Raw genomic sequence first — 23984 nt, forward strand, 5'->3', positions numbered from 1 at the left:
TTATGATCCGGGAACAGGCAGTGATGGCATGGAGGGGCTTGACGTCACTGCGACCGGTCTCTTGGCCTGCATGTGTTTCAGTTGATCCAATCCGCGGTTCAGCAGTTCCATCTGGATCTTGCCTAAACTCGTGACCAGTTTTCCCTCGAACTCAGCGGAGCTGTTAACCGGAAACAAAAAGTTGCTGTGAGCCCCGCGGAGTGATTTGGTTTCGAAGACGGTCCCGACGACCTCACTTATCTCCTGGAACTTCCTTTGCGTTTCTTTGTCGCAGCTATTGAGACAAACGAGCATTACCGAATGGAGCGAGTCATAGGAATCGTAGTCGCTGACGAGTGCCGCATACGTATCGGCGCTCAGGGCCCAAGAATCGACGATGATGGCGGCGATACGGTTCTTCTTTTTCGTGTCGCTTAGCCATTTCGTCAAGTCTTGTTCTAAGCCCACTATGCTCGAGACAAATCCCTCGCGACTGGCAATCGTTTGCGCCCTCAAGCTGATTCTTTCATCCGGCTCGTAAGGAGCCCAGTCTAACCAGCCTTCGCCGTAACCCTGAACGTGTCTTCTCACCTTCAGCATTTCTTCGCGCGTCCCCACCACAAACAGGAATTCAACGTAATCCGGGACCTTCTTGCTTTGGTCAGCCCCCACTGCAGCCGCCCTGGTTTGCTTCTTGTTGTGAAATGCACTCTGCACCGCGGAGACCGAAACGAGATCCGGGACCTGCGGGAGCGGGTGCTTCCTCGTAAGTTCGAGCATCCTGTCCGCAAAGCCCATAACGAACTCTTTGTATGCATCCTGAAATTTGTTCAGCTTGAAGACCTCGAGCCCAGCGTCGATGTACTCGATCGGGTCATGCTTATAGTGAAAGACTATGTCGCTTACGTCAGGGCCGAGCCTATCGAAACTGTCTTCGAGGTATGTCTTTCGTACGAACATGACCGGCATTACCAGCGACGGCGCATTCTTTCCGGCTTTAGTGTCGCGGTATGACTTTACCCGGCGCCGGAAGACTTCCCATTCCTGGCCACAGTACTCTCGGGTGAAAAAGTTTGGGGAATAGATCGGCACGAGGATCTTGCAGGTGCGCAGGGCCGCGTCGGCCTCTGCCGTCCAAAGGTCGGCTGTGTTGGTACTCCACGTATCGAGAAAACCACCTTGAGTGGCGCCGCGGTGGTGCAATGCTGCCTCAAGATTTTCGTGAAACTTCAGGATGAGATTCTCCTGATCGTTCTCACGATCTTCACGCGCGTAGCTGAGGAAGAACAGGTATTCTTTCATGGCTAGCAGGTCCTAAGGTCGCGGAAGCTACCATCAATGCCTGGGCTGCGTTTGAGCGGCGCAATTGGATAGGCGCCGTGTACAGCTAAAAACTGGTCGTCTTGAGGTAGTACAATAGTCCAACCGGGAGCTTATTGTCACCATTTCTTGAAGCAGTTGTATTGACAGCGACTATATACTGAGGTCGTGGAGTAACCCGCACTTCGTTTTTCGAAATGTCAGCTCAAGCCAATTCAAATCCGACACCGCTGGCTGTCGAGAGTGAAGCCGTCAGAGCTTACCTGCCGATGATTCAGTCGGTAATCACGCGGCTCGCGGGGAACAGCGCCAGCTGCAAAACGTGGTGTGTTACTTTGATCTCGGCGCTCACCGTGCTCGCGATTGATAAAGGGAAACCCAACGCAATTCTGATTGCCTTCATCCCCGCGGGGGTGTTTTTCTTTCTTGACGCTTACTACCTTTCGCTTGAGCGGGACTTTCGCGATCTCTACAACGGCTTCGTCAAGAAGCTTCATGACGGCCAGGCAGCCAAATCAGATCTTTATATCCTCAAACCGGAAAACTACGGGCTAATCCATCGCACTGGTGCGATGATCTCAACCATCTTTTCGCTTTCAATCACGCCGTTTTATGGAGTCCTCCTTCTCGCGATATTGATTGCTAAACGAGCGATATCGCCGTAAATCGTGGATTCGCGCAAATTGACCGTCACCAACCCAGCGATCTCTTCGCTATACTCAGATCCCCCGCTCACCTGTCCCGCCTCATCACCCAGGGAGGACATTCATTTTGGAACGAACAAAGGGATTAGTGCGGGTGCGCGCGCGCCTGCCGTTGAAGCTGCCGGTCGCCGTATCCTGTCGAGAGAGCGCCGAGTACCAATGGATTGAAAGATCCCGACTCGTCGACGTGAATCAGTTCGGCGCCGGTTTCACTCTGACGCGGCCGATCGAGGTCGGACGGTTGGTACGTCTTTCGATTCCGCTTCCGCATCAACTTCGTTGTTACGATCAATTTGAAGTGCAGCCGTATTCAGTCTGGGGATTGGTGCGCCACATTTATGTCGTCAGCCAGGAGCCGCGCTGGTTCCGGATCGGCGTTGCGTTCATCGGCAAGCACGCTCCGGCCAGCTATGAAGAAGATCCGACGCGTCGATATGAACCGCTTCCGATGCAGACTGGCAAGAGCTCTCTTTGGAAGTTGACGCGACGCCCGTTCGCCCAAAAAGAACGCAGAGAAGCGAGACTGATCATTCCTCTGGAAGTGCTCGTTGAGACACTGGACGAAAACGGTCACCCTTCGTTGCAGGAGCACACCGTTTTCGAGACTGTCAGCAGTTTGGGAGCATGCATTCCGAGCAATCTTGACGTCGGCGTCGGTCGCGTCCTCCGCATCAGCAGCGTCACGGATCCGGTTTCGATCTTTGCCGCGATCCGCTCGCGTGAAGTCGCAACCGACGGCATTACGCGGTTGGGTCTGGAGTTCATCGCAGATCGTTGGCCGCTTCAGCGCGAGGTGGGCTTCACCTATCAAAAGACTTCATGAGTATTTTGCGGGCACCGGGCGGATCCCCCCGGCCAGTCAACTGTTGGCCAGCCGCCCCTCGGGGTGTATCCTTGGCCGTCTCTGACCCCCTGGCCAATGCTCAACGGTTTCAAAGCTCCGCGCCGAGTTGTCATTAGCGGCATGGGGTGTGTCACGCCCATCGGCATTGGCCGAAAAGCGTTCTGGAACTCACTACAAACCGGCGTCAGCGGCGTGCGGCGCATCGAGTCGTTCGATGTTTCTGATTCGCCGGTGAAGATTGCGGCCGAAGTCCGCGACTTTGATTGGCAGGCACAGCTCACCGCGAAGGATCGCAAGCACGTACCGCGGACAGTGCCGCTCGGCCTGGCCGCGGCACGCGAAGCTTTTCAGGACGCGGGCTTCGAAATTGAGAACCTCTCGGTTGAAGAACGCCAACGCGTCGGAGTGGAGTTGGGCACGGGCGGGGGCGGCCTGCCGTTCGTCGAAGAGCATTACGCCATTTGGTACAACGGCCGCTCGCATTCAAAGGCCAGCATCTACATCATTCCCGCGGCCACGCACGGCACACTGTCGAGCGAACTTTCAATGGCGTTCGGCTTGCGGGGACTGTCGCATGTCGTCTCGACGGGTTGCACCAGCTCGACCGATGCGATCGCTTATGCCGCGCAACACGTCGCGCTGGGACGACAGGACGTGATGCTGGCAGGTGGCGTTGACGCGCCCCTCGCGCCGGGAATTCTTGCCGGCTTCAATCTGCTGACAGTGCTGACAACCGACTGGAACGATGATCCCGAGCACGCGTCGCGTCCATTCACGCGCAATCGATCAGGAATGGTCTTAGGGGAAGGCGCCTGGATGTACGTGCTGGAAACTTACGAAGCCGCGAAAGAGCGTGGCGCGAAAATTTACGCCGAGATCATCGGTTATGGATCGACCTGCGATGCTTATCATCGTGTGCGTTTGCAGGAAGGCGGCGATGAGCCGGCGCGCGCTATGACGCTGGCGATGCAGGACGGTGGTGTGACGCCCGGGGATATTGACTACGTAAATCTCCACGGCACTTCCACCATGCTGAACGATCGCATCGAAACCAACGCGTTGAAGCTTGCGCTGAACTCCAACTCGCCTCGCATTCCCATGTCCGCGACCAAGTCACAGATCGGGCATCCGCAGGGCGCCAGCGGCGCGGCCGGACTGGGCGCGACCCTGAGTGCAATGGAAACTGGAATCATCCCTCCCACAATTAATCTCGATGCGCCAGATCCGGATTGCGATCTAGACTATGTTCCCCTCACGGCGCGCGAAGCCAAAGTGCGCACCGCGCTTTGCAACTGCATTGGTTTTGGATCGAAGAACAGCGCGTTGGTGATTAGAAAAGTCTAGGCGCGAAGTTGTTCCAAGCGGACGACGTCAGCTTTGTCCTGGGGTCTTCCGACTGCAGTCTTATTCTGAATCAGGTGGAACCGCCCGATTACCGGAACTCTTATGCCCTCGATCTCGACTAGAATTTTTCCTTGATCGGCATCCTGATAATCCACGCCCGTAATTTTGAGTCAGAATGGGGCTTTTCTCGGAATCAATGTTCGAAAAGTTTCGTCAGCGCAGTCTCGAACCTGAAAACCTCGACAAGGGCACCTACACGCCTGAAGAGTATGAAGGCTGTCTGGTTGAGCTGCGGCGAGTGAACCGTTGGTTGGGTGATGCGAAGACCCTGCAGGATTTGTTTCTGACGGAGATTGCAGCACGAAACCTGCAATCGTTCTCGGTTTTGGATGTGGGCGCAGGCTCAGGCGAGTTATTGCGCGTGGCAGCAAACTGGGCACGCGAAACGAATCGCACAGCGCATTTCGTCGGACTCGAATTGAACGAGCGTTCCGCGAGATCGATTCTCGAAGAGTCGCAGGAGTTTCCCGAGATTCATTCCGTTCGCGGGGATGGCTTGCGGCTCCCTTTCGCCGACGGCGCTTTTGATTACACGATTCAGTCGCTGACGCTGCACCACTTTGACGATGAGAGCGGCGTCAAACTCTTACGGGAAATGGGACGTGTGGCTACGCGGGGAGTGTTTGTGATCGATCTTCATCGATCTCGGATGGCGTACTTCTTTTACACAACTCTGGGTAAACTGTTTCTGCACAACCGTTTGATACGGGAAGACGGCGCGCTGTCGATTCTGAAAGGTTGGAAGGCTGATGAGTTGGAAGCGCTCGGACGAAAAGCCGGAATGCAGAACGTGAAAGTTCAAGAGCATTTTCCGGCGAGGTTGGTTTTGAGGGGCGTGGCTCAATCTCCCTCTCCCTTTGGGAGAGGACCGGGGTGAGGGTGCACCGGATAGCGAGCACGCCGGTATTAGACTCCGCCTTTCGTGAGGCTAAGCCTCACGAAAAGAAGAGAGAGACTGTTCCGTTCGCCCGTAACTCCTCACCCTAACCCTCTCCCAAAGGGAGAGGGAATATGTATGAGCATGAATTCAGATTACGACGTAATCATCGCCGGCGGCGGCCCCGCGGGCTCGAGCGCCGCGATTCATCTCGCGCTGCGAGGCGCGCGCGTGTTGCTCGCCGAACAGAAGAAATTTCCCCGACCGAAATTGTGCGGCGAGTTCATCTCGCCGGAATGCTTTACGCAGTTCGAACGGCTCGGCGTCTCGGATCAGATGCTCGCGAGCAGTCCCTCACCCTTAACCGAAACAGTTTTTTATTCACAGGCCGGCGCCCGCGTTTCAGTTCCCAGCACCTGGTTCAGCAAGGGTGGAGTCGCCCTGGGGCTGAGTCGCGCGGAGATGGACGAGCGGCTGTTGCGACGCGCTGCCGAAGTTGGTGTCGATGTGCGGGAAGAAACTTCCGTTACAAGTTTGAACTTCGAAAGCGGGCGAGTCACGGGCGTAAATCTCAAAGCCCACAATTCTGAAGAGTTAGTGCGTGCCCCCATTACGATTGACGCAACTGGCCGCGCGCGAGTGTTGGCGCGCATGGCGGAAAAGAACGGCTCCGGGCGCTCTCAACAACGCGAGCTGGTTGCTTTCAAAGCGCATCTTCAAAACACGGGCGTCGCGCCCGGCGCATGCGAAATCTACTTTTATCGCGGGGGTTACGGCGGACTCAGCTCCATCGAAAACGGTTTGAGCAATCTGTGTTTTATCGTCAATGCGCGCGACGTCCGCCGGTGCCAATCGAATGCCGATCGCGTCGTGCGTTCCGTCGTCTGTCGCAATCAACGTGCTTCCCTTACCCTGCGCGAAGCCGTGGCCCACTCTGCTTGGCTGGCTGTTTCACTCGAAGGTTTTGGTCGCCATTCGCCGGCGCCGGTCGATGGGCTACTCACCATCGGCGATGCAGCTTCATTCATCGATCCGTTTACCGGCAGCGGGATGTTGATGGCACTCGAAAGTGGCGAACTCGTCGCAAACATCATCATGCCGCGTCTGCCGCAACTCCATGAACTTCAGCGTCGCTCCCTGTCTGACCAGTATTGCGCGGCCTATGGGCGACAGTTCAACTCACGCCTGCGCCTGTGCTCGTTGATTCGCCGGGCGGCCTTTGCGCCGGGGGTCGCCGATTTCGCGATCCGTCTTTTCGGCGCCAGTGACAGCTTGCGAAAGCGAGTCGCCCGCGCCACCCGCTCGCAGCCGAAACGAAACTTCTCGTCGGCCCGGGAGTTTAAATAAAGTGGCACGGGCGTCCCGCCCGTCAAATCACGCGCAAGATGCGCTTGCCACGTGGAATGCAGCAGGCCGATTCAGCACTAAAGCCTTGCCACAATCGCAGTTTTGCGGTACAAACAGCGCGCATGTACCTGCTGCAAGTGAGTTTGCCGATGGCGGCGCTTGCTGGTTTTAAAGTGTTCCAAAGCGCGGAACCATCGCCCCAGAAGCCGCGCGCTTGAAACCTATAGGTCTCTCAAAGTTTTCATATTTGATTCAATCAGCTTCGACACGACTTCGTAAACGAAGAAGGAGAACCGCAAATGTTTTCTTCCAGTAACTGGCGCCGGGCGTCGATCCGGATTCTGTTGGTTGGTCTTTCAATCATTTCCTGTGTGAGTTTCGCGATGGCGCAATCCCAGTCAAACGCGGCTGACTTGCAGGGTTATGTGCGTGACCCGAACAACGCGGTTGTGGTGGGCGCTACCATTACGGCGCGCAACCCAGCCACCAACTTTTCGCGCTCAACCACCAGCAACGACGAAGGCTACTACCAATTGGTGAGCCTCCCGCCGGGTGACTACGAAGTTTCTGTGGAAGCTCCGAACTACAAGAAATCGGTGGTGCCGGATTATAAACTCACGGTTGGCGCCCGGGCGGATTTGGATGTGACGCTTGAGCTCGGCCAGGTTACCGAGATCGTAAATGTCACGGCTGAGAACCAGCCGATCGTGGAAACCACTAAAACTACCGTCTCCAACACAATCGAGAGCGAGCGAATTGAGAACCTGCCAATCAACCAGCGCGACTACCTTGGTTTCTCAACTACGATTTCAACCGTGAACCGTGGCAACGATCGACCCATCGGTCCGGCGCCCTCTTCAGGGTTGAACATCGGTGGCCAGCGCGGCCGGTCAACATTGGTCCAGGTCGACGGCGCCGACAATACTGACAATTCGGTCAACGCGGCCCGGTCCACCGTCAGTCAGGAAGCCGTGCAGGAGTTCCAGGTGGCCACCAATTCGTACGCGGCTGAGTTTGGACGCGCCACTGGCGGCATCATCAATGTCGTCACAAAGGGCGGCACCAATGATTTTCGTGGCAACGTCTTCGGATTCATTCGTCACAAGTCGATCCAGGCGCGCAACGCTCTGGCGCCAATCATCGACAACGACCCGGACAAGAAACCGCCCTTCACCCGCGCTCAATACGGCGCCACGTTGGGTGGTCCGATTGTGAAAAACCGGACCTTCTTTTTTACGGCTTTCGAACAACGTCGCCGCCAGGAGTCAGGCTTCTTTACTTCTGATGTGGCCGGCCGGCTCGGCGGCTCAGCGACCATCCCGGTGATTCCCGGCGTCAACCCGGTCGCCCGCACCTTCACCAACATCACGCCCGCTCAGGCAACATTCATTAACAACCTCGTCGCCACGGGTGTGGGTGCGAATATCTGTCTGGCACGGACGTATGCCTTCTTTACTTCCGTGGCCGGCTCCGTTGGTCTGAATGGCGCAAGCGGTCTGACCAGTCCTAACGATGGAAGTGTTTGCCCGGCTTTCAGTCCGATTGCACCGGGTGTGATTGGCGGCCGTTTTCTATTATCCGGAACACCGGTTCCGACGCTCGCCAATAATTTGGCGGCGCCCGGCTTCATCACTGTGAACGCTAATGGAGATCCGGTCGGATTCAGACCATTGAACCAGTTGCGTCGCGTCTTCCCCATCGCAGAGGAGACGACTTTTTTCTCAATTCGTGGCGATCACAAGATTAATTCAAGCAATCAATTGACGATGCGCTTTGGTTACAACCCAAGCGACATCACCGGTATTCAGGACGAGTCGCAGAACCAAACGCTTGGCCAGAACGATTTCTCGCGCACCGGCATTCAGACCTTGCGCGACACTTCGTTTAGCACGAATCTGGCATCGACTTTATCAAGCACGATGGTGAACGAGGCTCGTTTCCAATTCGCCCGGCGTAAAGCGACCTTTGATTCACAAACTCCGAGTGTGGCGCTTCAGATTTCGGGCTCGGCTTTTATCGGCTCTAATCCATTCTCGCCGGTTGACCGCGTCGAGGATCGCTTTCAGATTGCCGACAATCTCACCTGGATTCACGGCAACCATACGATGAAGTTTGGAGCTGACTTCAATTTCATCAACGTCGATGCCACTTTTGAATTGAACTTCCCCGGTCTCTTTAACTTCAGCACCTTCAACTTGCAGCCGGTGATTACCGGGTTGCCGGCCAGCGCGCCTCCGCTTGAGCCAGTGCAGTCGTATGGTCTCGGCTTCCCGAGCGTTTTCATTCAAGGTTTCGGCGATCCGCGCAGCTCAATTAAGAACCGTCCCATCGCATTCTTTGCTCAGGATTCATGGAAGATCAGAAAGAACCTGACGCTTAATTACGGTGTGCGGTATGACGTCGAGCTGACGGATACCATCGCGCCGATTCCTTTCACCGATCCGCTTACGGGTATCAGCATTTCGGCCGCCGCGTTTCAGTCCCTCCAGGACGGGCTGAATGTGCAACAGGGATTCCCGCGGGATACCAATAACATTGCGCCACGGTTCGGTCTGGCCTGGGACGTTAAGGGCGACGGGAAGACGGTTGTGCGCGCGGCTTATGGACTTTTCTATGATCATCCGCTGTTGGCGGTCGCATTCAACTCAGACATCGCCGACGCGTCGCAACAGCAGCAATACACAAACGTGCTGCCGATAAGCCCGGCGCCGAATGCAACCTTGAACCTGCTGAATATTTTCCAGGGAACGGTTTGCACCGCGGCGACGACGAATCCTTTCTGTGGCGGGGCGACGACCCCAGGTGCGGCAGCTACGGCGCAGTACCTGCCCGGCCGTCTGACTTTTAATGATCAGACGTTTGTCGGGTTCGGCCCCGTATTTCCGTTCACGCTGAACGTCGCGAAAGACTTTCAGTATGCGTATGCCAACCAGGCCAACTTTTCCATCGAACGGCAGTTGGGTACGAACCTTTCGTTGTCAGCGAGCTGGATCTTTGTCGGCGCCCATCACCTCCCGCACCCGCAGGACGTGAATGCACCGCGGGCAGATTTAATCGGCGAGAACTTCCGTCGCTTCTCCGCCAACAACCCGGTGCTTTGTCCAACCGGCTGTCCGACGGGACGAGCGCCGACGGGTTTGGCGGAAGCAGTCCTGTTCCCGATTCCAACCGCCAGCAACGCGCTGTACACAGTCCGCATCCCGGGCCTTGTGGCGGTGAATAATACTAATGGCCAGGTGATCGTCAGTCCGCTGGCGGCCAACTTCTTCCGGCCGAACGCGCCTAACTACTTCTTCCTGGCTGCCAACGGCGTCAGCAAGGCGGTGTTTGACAGTCAAATCGGTGGATCGGTCCGCACACCGGGAGCGATCACTCCGTTCGGCGATGTTAGTGCGCAGTTGTCAGACGGCAATTCAAACTACAATGCGATGAACCTCGAGCTGAGGCGACGCTTCTCGCGCAACATGCAGTTCCTGGCGTCGTACACGTGGTCGCATTCAATCGACGACTCATCGGATTTACAGACGCTGCTGAAACCACTAAACAATCGTAACTTCGCCCTCGACCGTTCCGACTCGTTGTTTGATCAACGCCACCGGTTTGTGTTCAGCGGCATGGTGACTTCGCCGACTTCATGGCGCAGTGCCGACAGCATGGTCCGGCGTTTCTTCGCTGACTTCACCGTTGCACCGATCCTCGAGATCTCCTCGGGACGGCCTTTCAACATCCTGACCGGTATCGATCAGAACCTTGATCTGCAGAGCTCGAACGAACGGCCCAGCGTGGCTGCCGATGGCACGCTTGTCCTGCCCACCTTCCTCACCGATGGAAGTCTGGGGCGCAACATGGGCACCACTCATAGTTATGCTTCGCTCGACCTGCGGGTGATGAGATCCATACGGGTAGGCGAACGGGTCCGCGTTGATCTGATTGGCGAGGGTTTCAACCTCTTCAACCGTTTCAACGAAGCGGCCGCGAATCCGTTCTTCGATGTCGTGAACGCTTTCGGGCAACGCAGCGGCAGCAAGTACTACAGCCGCCCGACCGCCGCCTACGATCCCCGGCAGTTTCAGTTTGGGATCAAGGTCAATTTCTGATCTGAACGCAAACCAAGCAACAGGGGCCGGTGCTTAATTGCGCCGGCCTTTTTTTGTGAGAGCTCTTCAATGTCAGAAGCGCAAATTTGTGGGAAAAACCGCTCAGACCACCATCGTAGAAACGCAAAAGAAAAGCTGTTATCAACCAGCCCAAAAGTTTATTGACTTTTGCAATAATCCGCACTATCGTCCGCGCCAAATGTAAGGCTGAATCCCGGGCTTACAAGCGCACCTCGCCGAATTCAGTCTTCATAGACCTTTCGTAATCGGAAGATATCCCAACTAATTCGGCAGGATTGTCTTTGCGTTCTGTCTAACGAAAGAGGTTCCGCATGAACACCAATCACATAACGCGCTCGTTGCTGGTAGCCGTCCTGAAGTGTGGGTTGACGGTGATTTCCATAACCGCCCTTGCCATAAATGCCGCGGCACAGACAAATACGTTTCCTGCCAGTGGTAATGCGGGAGTCGGAACAACAACGCCAGATCAATATGCCAACATCCACATTTCACAAGGACCGACCGCCGGACTGGATATTCAGTCATCCGACACCGCTGGTTGGGCGAGACTGCGTTTCAGGACCAGCACTCGCACTTATGGCTGGTTTGCGGGCGATGCATCGCAGGGGGAGGCTCCAAACAAGATTGGTCTCTATGACTACACGGCCAACGCCTTCCGGATGATGATCGACAGCTCCGGCAACGTCGGGATTGGAACGACATCGCCCACCTCACGGCTGCACGTTGGCGGTGCCAGTGACAATCTCTTTGCGGTGGTCGGAACGGGTTCAGGGGCGAGCGACACGGTCGCCCACTTTTCCAGTGCGGTGGGGACTAACCTGATAGTTCGCAGTAACGGCTACATCGGCATCGGTAACGTCTCGCCTTCTTATAAGCTTGATGTCGCCGGGCAGATTCGCTCATCGAGTGGCGGCTTTGTTTTTCCCGATGGCACGGTGCAGTCCACAGCGGCCACAGGTGGAGGCAGCGGCGGCCATTGGTCAAATGCCAGCGGCGGTATCAACTACTCTGCGGGCAACGTCGCCATTGGCACGTCAACTCCTGCGGCTCTTTTGGACGTCCGAAACAGCGATGGGTACTTTTACGCAGGATTCGGTTACGGCGCAAACAAGGACTCGTTCCTTCGAGCGGGAAACTTGACGACCGGAGTCATGCACATTGGCGACCTCAACACGTCGAAAACTCTACTTCAAGAAGGCGGTGGCAATGTCGGCATTGCTACGAACAATCCTACGGAAAAATTGGAAGTCTACGGCAATCTCAAAGTTTCGGGCACCGGAAACATCACCGCGGCAGGTACGATCGAGGGCGGGAATATCAAAGCCAAATACCAGGATATCGCTGAATGGGTGCCAACAGCAGAGCAACTTCCGCCGGGCACAGTAGTAGTGCTCGACACAACGAAACTCAACCAGGTCGTTTCCTCAACCGCCGCCTACGACACGCGCGTCGCCGGAGTGATCTCTGAACAGCCGGGTATTACTTTGGGCGAAAGTGGCGAAGGCAAAGTTCTGGTTGCCACCACCGGGCGTGTGCGGGTGAAAGTTGACGCCTCGCGCGGGCCAATCCAGATCGGTGATCTCCTGGTCACGAGCGACATTCCGGGTGTCGCGATGAGATCAGATCCGGTCGAATTTGCCGGACGTAAGATGCACATGCCGGGAACGATCATCGGCAAAGCGCTCGCGCCTTTTCCCAAAGGCCGGGGCGAGATTCTGGTGCTGTTGAGTTTGCAATGAGGCCCCGGCGTCCGGCCGCTCAGAGAGCCGCAACAGCAACTTGAGAGTCAACCATGCGTAAACAAAAAGCGATTTTTGCAGCAGTGTTCTCGCTGATTGCAGTCGTTTCGACGCTGGTTGTCACCATCTGGCTTAAACGCGGCACAAATTCGGCACCCCCGCCGCGAATCGAGGTGATTCAAATAACAATTCGCCCGACGGGATTTGAACCCAGCGACCTGCAACACCCAAGCCAGCCTTTCCTTTTGTCCCTTGATAATCAGAGCGGGTTGGACAACCTGACCTTGGAAATGTACCGGGAGGCTGGACCCAGCCTCACCAGGATTTACGAGTCGAAGCTGTCATTAAGATCTCTTCGAAAACGAGAGATCCAGGATCTCGAGCCCGGCAGTTACGTTTTGAAAGAAGCAAATCACCCGCGCTGGGCATGCCGGATAACGATAACGCCGAAGTAGTTTTCCGTTCAGCTGAAATTAGAGGCCTCTAATGAACCGAACACCCCAAAGGCGAGACGCACAGAAGATCCACACCTTCGTTCTGTCTCCCGTAACATTGCTCAATGTTGTGATGCTGATAGCGGTTCTCGGCGTCAATGTGATGGCTCAGAACAACAGTAATACCGATGGCGCCACTCCGATGTCGCTCACACCAGGGTCGCCCGCGGGCTCATATGCGCTCGGCGGCTTCGACAATATCAACTTATTCAACGGCAACCTGAATTTTCACTTGCCTCTGCTTTCTGTGAACGGCCGGGGAGACGCGCGAATGCAGATCACCTTGCCGATTGAGAAACGCTGGCGCGTCGGATCTTTTGTGGCTCCTATTTTTGCGCCCAACGCTGGGGACACTATTTATTGGGCTGAGTCGAATTGGTGGTCCGGCCTGAAGCCGGGCTACGGCCCCGGAGTTCTTCACGGTCGAGTTAGCTACATGCCCGCTCCGTTTTGTGACTTTTCTAATCAGACCTCAGGAAGCGGAGGCCGCATATTAACTCGGCTGACCTTCACTACGCCTGACGGCACTGAATACGAGCTTCGCGATCAAGCCACGGGAGGCAAACCAATAGATCACAATTCACCGTGCGTTCAATGGGGTGCTTCGCGCGGCCAGATCTTCACCTCGGCCGATGGGACGGCTGCGACTTTTATTTCGGACACGACGATTTACGACAACGCGTGGGCCCAGGGAGAAGCCTACTCGGTGTTCTATCCGACCGGAATCCTGGTTTTGAGGAATGGCACGCGCTATCGAATCGAAAACGGCCTGGTGAAGTGGATGCGCGATCGCAACGGGAACAAATTGACTTTTGCTTATGATAACCATGAAGACCCGCAGTACGTTCCGGCGAATCGCGTCATTAGCATCACGGACTCACTCAATCGCCAAGTGACCGTAACCTACGATGTCCAGGAGCAGCCTTACGGGCTCTGCGACCAAATCGGCCTGCACGGCTTCGGCGGAGCACCCAGGACAATTCGTGTCTGTCGCACGAACCTGGGCAATGCATTGCGCGCGGACGCGACCCTGCAAACCGACTTGCAATTGTTCCCGCAGTTCAATGGTTCGTGCAGCACCTGCACCTTTAACCCGCCGGTGACTTCCGCGGTCTGGCTTCCGGATGGCCGCGCTTATCGTTTCTATTACAACAGCTACGGTGAACTGGCACGCGTTCTGTTACCGACCGGTGGCGCTCACGAATATGACTATGCCGCCGGCCTGACGAACGGCCCCGCCAGCGGCGCCTGGTTGGCCGGTCATGCGGCTTCATCATCTCAGGCAGACTCGCTGTATCGTCGCGTGGTTGAGAAACGCATCTATACCGAAGGGAGCGTGCTCGTAAACCGAAGTCGCTTCAGCCGGCCGGAAAGCATGTTTGGATGCTCAGGATCGAATTGTGTCCAGACGAGCGGATTCGTGGACCTTGATAACTTAGGGCCTTCAGAAAATCTCCTTACGCGCACGCGCCACTATTTTTACGGCGCTGCGGCCGACTATCAGGACTGGAGTCAGGATGGTTATCCAAAATGGCGGACCGGCAAAGAACACAAAACGGAATCGATCGATAGTGACGGCGTCACGGTTTTGCGGCGAACCACACAATCCTGGCAGCAGCGCGCCCCGGTAAGCTGGTGGAGCTCCTTCTGCCCGATGTGTGGGTCTAATTCTGACGAAGAGCCCCCCAACGACCCCCGGATCAGCGAAACTCAGACGGAACTCACAGATACATCTCCCGTCTTAGTCTCGAAGCGGATCATCGGCTACGACGACTCCGTTCCTTTCAACAACCAGAACAGTGTGAAGGAATACGATTTCGGCAACGGCGAACCGGGGCCGCTCATGCGGGAAACACGTACCACCTTTATTACGTCGCCCACATACACCAGCACCAGTGTCAGGCTGTTAAGTTTGCCCCAACAGGTCTCAATTTGGGATGGCGAGAACAAGGAGCGCGCGCGCACAGATTTCGAATATGACAACTACGTTTCCGACCCCGGGAATTTTCATGCGCCTCTGATGCCGCGCGGCAACATCAGCGGCCAGTGCGACGGCACAACTCAGAATTGCCCGAACGGTCCAAATTTTGGGTCGCAGGATTACCACACCCGCGGAAATGTTACGAAGCTAACGCGCTATCTGTTACATCCCAGCGGCAACGGCAGCGTAATTGGCGCGGTCGCCAGTCACTCGCACTACGACGTGGCCGGAAACGTGGTGAAACTGATCGACCCACGGAGCACGGTCGCAAATCTTATCGCGACCACCATCCACTTTGACGATCGGTTCGGCGCACCTGACGGTGATGCGCGAAACAACAGTGGCGCCACGGAACTCAATAACGCCGGGCAGTACAGCTACGCGTTTCCCACTTTGACGACCAATGCGCTCGGACACACCGCCTACACTCAATTTGATTTCTATCTGGGACTGCCGGTGGACGGCGAGGACGCCAACGGCATCGTCTCGAGCGGAATCTACAACGATCCGCTCGATCGGCCGAAGCAAATGATTCGCGCAGTCAACGGCGGAGTCAACGTAAAAAGCCAGACAACTTTCACCTATGACGACGTAAACCGTCTCCTCACGACGACGAGCGATCAAGACAGTTATGGAGACAACATTCTGAAGACGGAAATTTCCTACGATGGTCTGGGCCGCACGACTGAGCAACGACAGTATGAAACCGGCGCGAACTACATCGCGGTCCAAACTCAGTACGACGCGTTGGGACGCGCCTTTAAGACCTCAAATCCGTTTCGTCCGTGGCAAGGCGAGAGCGCGATCTGGACCACAACCGGCTTTGACGCGCTCGGACGCGTGATCACCGTCACCACGCCGGACAATGCGATCGTGGGTACTTCATATTCGGGCAACACCTTTACGGTGAGCGATCAAGCCGGGAAGCAACGGAAGAGCGTTACCGACGGCTTGGGACGACTGGCGCAAGTCGTGGAAGCCCCGAATGATCCAAACTTTCAATACGTGACGATTTATGCCTACGGCGCGCTGGACGATCTTCGGACCATCACCCAGGGAACGCAGACACCGCGGAGTTTCACTTATGACTCGTTGATGCGGCCCACCTCAACCTGGAACCCGGAAAGCGGCACCGTCAGTTATCAGTACGACAACAACGGCAACGTAATTCAGAAGACAGACGCGCGCGGAATCGTGACCAGCTTTCTGCCCTACGACGCGCTCAACCGCCCGACTACGAAGAACTATTCGGATGGCACTCCAAGCGTGACTTACAGTTACGACTCGACGAGCATCTCAAATGGTAAAGGGCGCCTGGCTTTGGTGACTTCCAGTGTTTCGACTTACAGCTACAGCGGCTACGACGCGATGGGCCGGCCCCTCGGGGGCACCCAGACGATTGGCTCACGCGATTATTCCATGACCAGTACTTATGACCTGGCGGGACACGTTAAGACTTTGGGGTATCCCTCAGGTCGTGGAGTGACATACAACTACGACAATGCCGGGCGGCTGGCAGATAAGGACTCCCAGAATCTGGCGTTTACCGGCAACCTCGGTGGCACCCCGCGCAATTACGCGACCGGCATCGCCTATGCTAGTAACGGTGGCTGGACACGCGAGACCTTTGGTACGGATACGCTGCTCTACAACAAGCGGCATTTCAACGTGCGGCAACAGCTTTACGACATGCGGGTCTCGACGGTCAATGACGAGTTCAATTGGAACCGCGGGGCGATTGTTAACTATTACTCGCTGTCCAACTATGGCTTTGGCACGAGCGGCCCCGACAACAACGCAAATCTGTACGTGCAGCAGCATTGGGTCCCGAATGACGATGCGATCAGCAGCCACACCTTCATGCAGCAGAATTATGATTACGATGCAGTAAATCGGCTGAAGTGGGTGGGTGAATATCAGAACGGCACCACCCCGACCGGCAGCCAAAACTTCGGGTACGATCCCTATGGCAATCGCACCTTGACGGGCTCGGGCACCGGCATCAATAACCTGCCGTTCGAAGTTGAAACGGCCACGAACCGCTTGCTGGCGCCCGGTGATTTGAGTTTGCCGGATACTTCGAGACGCATGCAATACGATCCGGCCGGCAATTTGAAGACCGATACTTACACCGGTCAGGGCGCGCGCACTTACGATGCTGAGAACCGCATGATTACCAGCGCCGGGACCTCGCCCGCAACCTATGCGTACGATGCGGCCGGTCATCGAGTGAAGAGGATTGTAGGCACGACTGAGACGTGGCAGGTTTACGGCCTCAGCGGCGAATTGATTGCCGAATACGCGGCGGACACCGCGGCGGCGACTCCGCAAAAGGAGTATGGCTATCGGAACGGAGAGTTGCTGATCACCGCCACGATCAATGCCGCCGGATGGGGACCCCCTCCCACCTACACTGGACCCAATCCACTTTCGACTGGCGATCAAATGACGCTCGAGAATTTGACTGAGTTACGCACGGCGGTGAATCAACTGCGGCAGCATGCAGGATTGCAGCCGTTCAACTTCACGGTCGATCCGAATCCCCAGCGTAACTTAACCACGATCAAGGCCGATCACATTCGACAACTGCGCACGGCCGTGGAACAGGCGCGTTTGGCCCTGGGACTTTCGACGGGCGGTTATGCCCACCCGACGCTGACGGAGGGTGTGAGCGCGATTTTTGCGATCGACTTTCAGGAGCTGCGCAATCAGATCGCGTCGGCCTGGAACACTGGGACAGGCGGGGTTGAAATTCGCTGGCTGGTCACCGATCAGGTCGGCACGCCGCGAATGATTTTTGATCAGAGCGGAAGCCTGACGGTGACGGACCAAAATGGCAACTACGTCAGCGGCGTGACTCGGCATGATTACTTGCCTTTTGGCGAAGAATTGTTTGCCGGCTCGGGTGGACGTACGACGGGGAAAGGTTACGCCGCCGGCGATAATGTGCGGCAAAAGTTCACGCAGAAAGAACGCGATCCCGAAACCGGCCTCGATTACTTTGGGGCCAGGTACTACGCGGGCCAGATGGGACGCTTCACAACTCCCGATCCGTTCATGCCAAGTGCCGAAGTTACCGACCCGCAGACTTGGAATCGCTACTCGTATGTGCTCAACAATCCTCTTAGATTTGTTGATCCTCTGGGTCTGTCTTACGAAGACTTGAGCGAAGAACAGCGCAGGGTGTTCAGCACCTACGCTGCGAAGCACAACGACGGCGGAAAGCTCACTGATGCGCAGGTTTATGCAACCCTGGACGAATCACAAATGACGACGTTCGAGTCCATTACCCAGGCGCTTGAAAAAACAACGCTAACGAACGATAAGACTGGGAAGAGCATGGGAAACGCCTTGAGTTTAGTGGCCAGCGTGGATGAGATCGTCGGCGAAAACGTTGGCGGGAAGAACCACCATAGACTCTATGTCAACCTGACAAGCACCGCCGTCGGCACCCTGGAGAAAGCTAAGGAATTTGGTGGAGGGCTTTTCAATGGTTTGGCCGCGGATCACAAGAGATATGGAAAGGATGGCACAGTGATCACCGAGTTTTCAGACAATGTGCGTCAAGGCGGAGGGAAACCAAGCATCCAAATATCGTACGCGAAGGATCGAGTCCAGGCGGACATTGACATAGATTATCGCGGGCTCGGTTCAGGCCACACGAACCATTACAACTCTGACGTGCGCCAGGTCGGGCCGGAGAAAAAGGGCGGTGCGCCCATCAACAACTACCAACTCCACGTCGATCGATGGCCCGGCTTGCGCCAGTGGTGGGAGCAAAAGACTCGGTCCAACGACTACTATAAAGGAAAGAGTAAGACTTAAGAGCGATATGAAACTAATCTTACGAACTCTACTGGTTTCTTCACTAGTATTGGCTTCGGCCGCTGTGGCTACCAGCGATCGCTCAGTCGCTCATAATGCCGCTTTGAAGCGGAGCTCTATCAAAGAGCCCGCCGCGGTCAAAGGGCGCAACCTCGACGAGGACACCAAAGTGAAGGATACGCTTGAGTCGCTTATTGATCTCATCTTTAAAGAGCGAAAAGTGAGAGACGCCTTCGCGCGATACTTTCTCTTTTCTAATTTGTCTTCTGAGCAAAAGCGTATGATCGATCCGACTAGCTTGCATTATTCGGACGAAGTTGCAGCGTTGGATGCTGGAACTGTGGCGCGCATTTTTTCTACGGGATGGGACTACGAATATCAGAGCGTGGTGCTTGCTTTAGGGATGAAACCACTTTCTGACTTTGAGGAGGCCGTCGAGCAAGCCGGCAGCGAAGTTGATAATGAGCGTAAGCGAATCTTACGTAAACGAGGTCTTAGTGAGGAGGACTTCTATACTCTTCTTGATCGAAAAGCTGTCAAGGACCGCAAGCTACTAGAGAACGAGTTGACCACTCTTGAGCTTATCAATGCCGATATCGATCGCTTCATCGCGCAACGAACGAATCATGCTGTCCTTAGCCAGAACCTTTTGGAGATGAAAACAAGCCTCAGCATTAACAAGGTTAACCGGGCTGGATGCGTCGTGTATGCAGTCAAAATCAAACCAATATTCACAGTAGTCTTTATCCAGGAGCATCATGGGGCGAAGATGATTAGCTTTGGCGACACTCATTGAGGTTTCGCCGGGAGAACCCCCACTAGGCTTCGTTAATCTCACTTCCTGCAATTGTTACTGGCCCGGCAAGGAAACAAGTTCAAAATACAGTCCGTGGGTCCTCATGACCGGAGTTGGTGATTTCTTAGCGCGTCAGGCAATCCAGGTAAACCGCTCCGCGTGGCCGCGCATCCGAATACGAGACTTTTCTCTCCTCTTGTTAGTTTCCGCCGAAATCTGAAAGAATCACGTCCATGTATCGAACCCTCTTGCTTGTAATCGCTGCGATGATCGCCCTGGCTGCCGCCGGTTTAACGGCCGCGCAATCGAGTCGGCCGCGGCGGGTGAAGCCACCCGAAACCCTTCTCGGACCTGAGCCGACGCCCGCTCCGGCAACGAACAAGAACGCGCCGCTGCTCGACGTGAAACCCACGAAGCCCGTCGGCGCCCCTCCGGTTTCGAGCGACACCACCCACGCGTTTCAGTTGTTTCAGCAGAAACAGTACGCAGCTGCCGCTAAAGAGGCGAAAGAGATTGCCGCCGCCGATCCCACAAATGCTGAGGCGTGGAAGCTCGCCGGCTTTTCAGAATTCTATTTGAAGCAATACGCCGAAGCCGCCAACGATTTGCAGAAGGCTCTGGATCTTCAGCGCGCAGCGAAAGAGGAAGATCCGAACACCGTCGATGCCCTCGCCGAAAGTTACGTGCTCGCCGAGCGTTTTGAACAATCACTACCGTTACTGAATTCGATCATCAGTCGACCGGGCAAGACTCCCGATCCGTTGTTTCTCTATTATCGCGGTCTCGCGGAATTCAAGACCGGGAAGACGGCTGACGCTGAAAAGTCTTTCAATGCAGCCGTTAAGGCCAACCCGCGCAACACTGCCTCGCTTTTTTATCTCGGCCGGATGGCTTATGAACGGAAAGATTTCGATGCAGCGATCGCCTGGCTCAACCGCGCCACGACGAGCGACGCTCGATTGGCCGACGCGTGGGCGCTCTTGACGTACTCATACTTGAATCGCGGCGCCGCGGCTTCAGGCCCGACAGCCGAAAGCGACTTCCTTTCAGCCATTCGTGCCGGAGAAACACTCGCGCGACTGCGGCCTGATGAGAACTCAGCTGCTTTGCTGGCCCAGGCTTTGATTCGCGCCCAGCAATACCCGCGCGCCGCTACGGTGCTTGAACCGTACGCCACGAAGCCGGACACCAAAGGCACTACTTTGTATCTGCTCGGCGTGTCACATACGCAGACGAAGAATTATCCGAAGGCGATACTCGCGCTCGAGCGAGCTGCTGAAAAAACGCCGGACGACGTGAATATCTATCGCATGCTCGGTTACGACTACGAAGTTTCCAAGCAATACGGGAAAGCGCTGGTCGCGTACGAGCGCGGGCTCAAACTGGTGCCGAATGATCCCGATTTGAAGGAATCTGCGGAGCGCGTCCGTCCCTTTGCAAAAACCTGAGGCTGCATTAGCATCTGTCGCATGAAAACAAATCGCGCGTGGCGGAGTCTGGCGCTCCGATTTTCAATCACCCTCATTGCGCTCGGGTTCTGTGCCAGCGCGGTTAGAGCCGCGTCGTGGCACGGGCTCGAACCATTAAAGTCGCGCCGCGCCGACGTTCTCCAGGCTTTAGGAAAGCCCCTCAGCGACCCGTTCGGCGGTCCCTTGACGTTCCAGATCCTCGGCGGTACGGCTTCCGTGAGCTTTGTGGATGCGAATTTTGTCCGCACCAAGAAGCTGCAACCCGCACTTGAAGGAACGGTTCTGCAAATCATCCTGCAGCACGAACGTTCCGCTGATACTCCGGACTCGATGGGTTTGCTCAAGAATCGTGACTTTACACGCGAAGAGGCCAAGGATGCGCTGATTTTCCGCAACCTGAAGGAAGGGATTGTCTACACATTCCTGAACGGAAAACTCAAGACCACGCGTTACACCTTCTCGGAAAATCAGATTGGCCGCGCGCGCGGAAGGTAAAGTCCCTGGCGGACCGGTGGCAACTTCAGACTCGTGTAACGCGTCTTTAAAACCAGACGTCCAGACAACTCGACGGGAGATTCTTCACACATGCTTAAAAAGCACGCTTTTGCTGCCGTTTTCGCGCTTTTCTTCATAGTCAGCGCTCTGCCGGTTGCGGCACAACGACCGCTGGCACCTGACGATGATCCCCAAAAGGCCGCTACCCCGCCACCGGCCCCACCAACCGTCAGGGCCAAGTATGAAGGTGGAGTCTTTGGTTACACCAAGAAGAAGACCGGCACCCTCACAATCGACAGCGCTAATAATCGGCTGGTGTTTAGCGATGGCAAGGGCAAGGAAATGTTTCACATTCCTTTTGGCTCAATCACCGGGGCGTACGGTGATTCACATTACAAGCAACCCGCCGCAGCCACTGTCGCGAGCCACATACCTTTTTACGGCTTACCGGCCAGCTTCATTAAAACCAAGGTGCGTTACCTGACGATCCAATACGATGATCCCGATAGCAAGGCTGCGGGTGTCACGAGCTTTCGGTTGGATAACAAAGAACTCATCGATTCAGTTCTCTACACCGTCGCGACCAAAGCTGGTTTGAAGAAGCGCGGCGACATCTACGTGCGCAAGAAAGAGTAACCTTCTCTTTCTTCACCGTCCGACTACTAACCGCCACGGTAGAGACTTCGTCTCCGGTTGCGGTACAATCACGCCTTACCAAATGCAGGAAATCTGTACCAAGACCGAAGAGTTAGCTAACGGGATTCTTCAAGGAGCCGGCTTTGACCTGCGCGCTTCCGCCGCAGAATCCGAACAAGGTTGCCTCCTCTCAATCGACGGGCCCGACAACGGTCTATTGTTGAATCAAGGCGGCGAACTGCTGGATGCGTTACAACAGATTCTGAATCAGGCTTATGGGCGCGACTTGCCGAAAGGCCAACGAATCATTTGCGATGCTGACAATTTCCGGGCGGCACGCGAGGCCGAGTTACGCGCCATGGCACAACACGCGGCGCGGCAGGTGCGCTCCTCATCGTCGTCATTCGTGTTCGGCCCCATGGATTCGAACGAACGTCGCGTGATTCATCTCACCTTAGCCGAAGAGTCTGACCTCTACACGGAATCCATCGGCGAAGGTAACGCTCGCCGCCTGCGCGTCAGTCTCAAGGCTTCCGCGAGTTCGTCTTAGGTTTTCCCTCCGCTATATCCCATGAGTTTCGAAGCGGATTCGATCGTGGCTTTATCCACGCCGCCGGGGCGCGGTGGGATCGGTGTCATCCGCGTCAGCGGACCGGCCTCTTTGTCCATTCTTCGCCGCATGACGAATCCCGAGCTGGTCGATCCCGAGCCAAATTACCTCACGCTGCGAGACGTAGTCGATCCGTTTTCCCGTGAACCGTTGGACCACGCGCTCGTCTGCTTTTTTAAGGCGCCCCACTCATTCACCGGCGAAGACGTTGTTGAGTTTCATTGCCACGGCTCGCCTGTCTTGTTACGTCGAATCATCGACAGCATCCTCCAGCTCGATGCGCGTCTGGCAAACCCCGGCGAGTTTTCGTTGCGCGCGGTGATGAACGGCCGTTTACAACTAAGCCAGGCCGAAGCGATCCGCGATTTGATCGAAGCACAGACCGACTCAGCTGCACAGCAGGCGACGCGACAATTGGCGGGCGAGATCTCACATCGCCTTCAACCGGCGAAAGAACAACTGCTCAAGATCATCGTGCGGCTGGAATCATCACTCGAGTTTGTCGAAGATGATCTGCCTAAACTTGAGAGACACGAGATCGAGCATGCACTCGAATCCTTACGCGCAGACCTCCAATCCCTGGCTCATACGTTTGCTCGCGGACAACTGCTTCGCGAGGGTTTGACGGTCGCTCTGGTGGGGCGGCCGAATGCCGGTAAGTCAAGTCTTTTCAATAGGTTACTGGGACGCGAACGGGCTATTGTCACGCCGATTCCTGGCACCACTCGCGACACGATCTCTGAGCCGATCGGTTTGGAAGGCGTCCCGGTCACCCTTGTCGACACGGCAGGAATTCGCGTGACGACTGAACAGATCGAATCGATCGGAGTTGATCGAACGCGGCGCGCCGCTGCTGATGCTGATTTGCTAATCGTGGTGATTGACGGCTCGCAACGCACGAACGAAGAAGACGAGGCGGTGCTCGAACAGGCGGCGAGCAAGACTCACGTGATCGCTCTGAACAAGAGCGACCTGCCAACTTTTTCAAGCGGCTGGGTCCATGATCGACTGCAGACAAATGACGGGCCCACCCCCACCGTCTCGGTCTCAGCAACCACCGAAGCAGGTCTCTCGGATCTGCGCGCCGCGATCCTCAAGCCCTTCGCTAACGGCAACGGTGCCGGCGAGGGTTTGATGATCACTAACGCTCGGCATCACGATCTTCTGGTGCGAGCGATCAATTCGATTGCCTCATCTCAGGAACTCATTCGTAATGATGCGAGTGAAGAGATCGTTTTGATTGGTTTGCATAACGCATTAAGATTCATCGGTGAGATAACCGGAGAGACAACGACCGAGGATATGCTCGGCCAGATCTTCTCGACGTTTTGTATCGGCAAGTAAGC

Annotated in this window: 16 protein-coding genes; 15 read left to right on the forward strand and 1 reads right to left on the reverse strand. The window is 55.8% G+C overall.

What is annotated here, in order from left to right:
- Complete coding sequence (fsxC, locus tag VFX97_17990; GenBank protein ID HEX5705095.1) at positions 1–1281, reverse strand: FxsC protein; 1281 nt, start codon at positions 1279–1281, stop codon at positions 1–3.
- Positions 1282–1496: 215 nt separating this feature from the next.
- Between fsxC and VFX97_17995 the strand changes: the two genes are divergently transcribed.
- From VFX97_17995 to mnmE, 15 genes are all read left to right on the forward strand, one after another.
- Positions 1497–1964 (forward strand): hypothetical protein, encoded by a 468-nt coding sequence (locus VFX97_17995; GenBank protein HEX5705096.1) that lies wholly within the window; start codon positions 1497–1499, stop codon positions 1962–1964.
- A gap of 106 nt (positions 1965–2070) precedes the next feature.
- Complete coding sequence (locus VFX97_18000) at positions 2071–2826, forward strand: hypothetical protein (GenBank protein HEX5705097.1); 756 nt, start codon at positions 2071–2073, stop codon at positions 2824–2826.
- A 96-nt stretch (positions 2827–2922) separates the two neighbouring features.
- Positions 2923–4191 carry a beta-ketoacyl-[acyl-carrier-protein] synthase family protein gene (locus VFX97_18005; GenBank protein ID HEX5705098.1) on the forward strand — a complete coding sequence of 423 codons (1269 nt, stop codon included), beginning with the start codon at positions 2923–2925 and terminating at the stop codon, positions 4189–4191.
- A 196-nt stretch (positions 4192–4387) separates the two neighbouring features.
- Positions 4388–5128: a methyltransferase domain-containing protein gene (locus tag VFX97_18010; GenBank protein HEX5705099.1), complete on the forward strand. Its 741-nt coding sequence runs from the start codon at positions 4388–4390 to the stop codon at positions 5126–5128.
- A 138-nt stretch (positions 5129–5266) separates the two neighbouring features.
- A complete protein-coding gene (locus VFX97_18015; protein ID HEX5705100.1) occupies positions 5267–6475 on the forward strand; it encodes an NAD(P)/FAD-dependent oxidoreductase in 1209 nt (402 codons plus the stop codon).
- Between the two features lie 299 nt (positions 6476–6774).
- Positions 6775–10572 (forward strand): TonB-dependent receptor, encoded by a 3798-nt coding sequence (locus tag VFX97_18020; protein ID HEX5705101.1) that lies wholly within the window; start codon positions 6775–6777, stop codon positions 10570–10572.
- A 332-nt stretch (positions 10573–10904) separates the two neighbouring features.
- Positions 10905–12332 carry a peptidase G2 autoproteolytic cleavage domain-containing protein gene (locus VFX97_18025; GenBank protein ID HEX5705102.1) on the forward strand — a complete coding sequence of 476 codons (1428 nt, stop codon included), beginning with the start codon at positions 10905–10907 and terminating at the stop codon, positions 12330–12332.
- A 53-nt stretch (positions 12333–12385) separates the two neighbouring features.
- On the forward strand, positions 12386–12787 hold the full coding sequence (locus VFX97_18030) for a hypothetical protein (GenBank protein HEX5705103.1): 402 nt from the start codon (positions 12386–12388) through the stop codon (positions 12785–12787).
- A gap of 31 nt (positions 12788–12818) precedes the next feature.
- A complete protein-coding gene (locus tag VFX97_18035) occupies positions 12819–18632 on the forward strand; it encodes an RHS repeat-associated core domain-containing protein (GenBank protein ID HEX5705104.1) in 5814 nt (1937 codons plus the stop codon).
- 7 nt (positions 18633–18639) lie between these two features.
- Positions 18640–19428, forward strand: coding sequence for a hypothetical protein (locus VFX97_18040; GenBank protein ID HEX5705105.1), 789 nt, complete (start codon positions 18640–18642; stop codon positions 19426–19428).
- Positions 19429–19661: 233 nt separating this feature from the next.
- On the forward strand, positions 19662–20876 hold the full coding sequence (locus VFX97_18045; protein HEX5705106.1) for a tetratricopeptide repeat protein: 1215 nt from the start codon (positions 19662–19664) through the stop codon (positions 20874–20876).
- Positions 20877–20897: 21 nt separating this feature from the next.
- On the forward strand, positions 20898–21392 hold the full coding sequence (locus VFX97_18050) for a hypothetical protein (protein ID HEX5705107.1): 495 nt from the start codon (positions 20898–20900) through the stop codon (positions 21390–21392).
- Positions 21393–21482: 90 nt separating this feature from the next.
- Positions 21483–22028 carry a hypothetical protein gene (locus VFX97_18055; GenBank protein ID HEX5705108.1) on the forward strand — a complete coding sequence of 182 codons (546 nt, stop codon included), beginning with the start codon at positions 21483–21485 and terminating at the stop codon, positions 22026–22028.
- 82 nt (positions 22029–22110) lie between these two features.
- Positions 22111–22578, forward strand: coding sequence for a R3H domain-containing nucleic acid-binding protein (locus VFX97_18060; protein HEX5705109.1), 468 nt, complete (start codon positions 22111–22113; stop codon positions 22576–22578).
- 21 nt (positions 22579–22599) lie between these two features.
- Positions 22600–23982: a tRNA uridine-5-carboxymethylaminomethyl(34) synthesis GTPase MnmE gene (mnmE, locus tag VFX97_18065; GenBank protein ID HEX5705110.1), complete on the forward strand. Its 1383-nt coding sequence runs from the start codon at positions 22600–22602 to the stop codon at positions 23980–23982.
- Positions 23983–23984: the final 2 nt, after the last annotated feature.

Source organism: Pyrinomonadaceae bacterium (assembly GCA_036277115.1).
GTDB lineage: Bacteria > Acidobacteriota > Blastocatellia > Pyrinomonadales > Pyrinomonadaceae > UBA11740.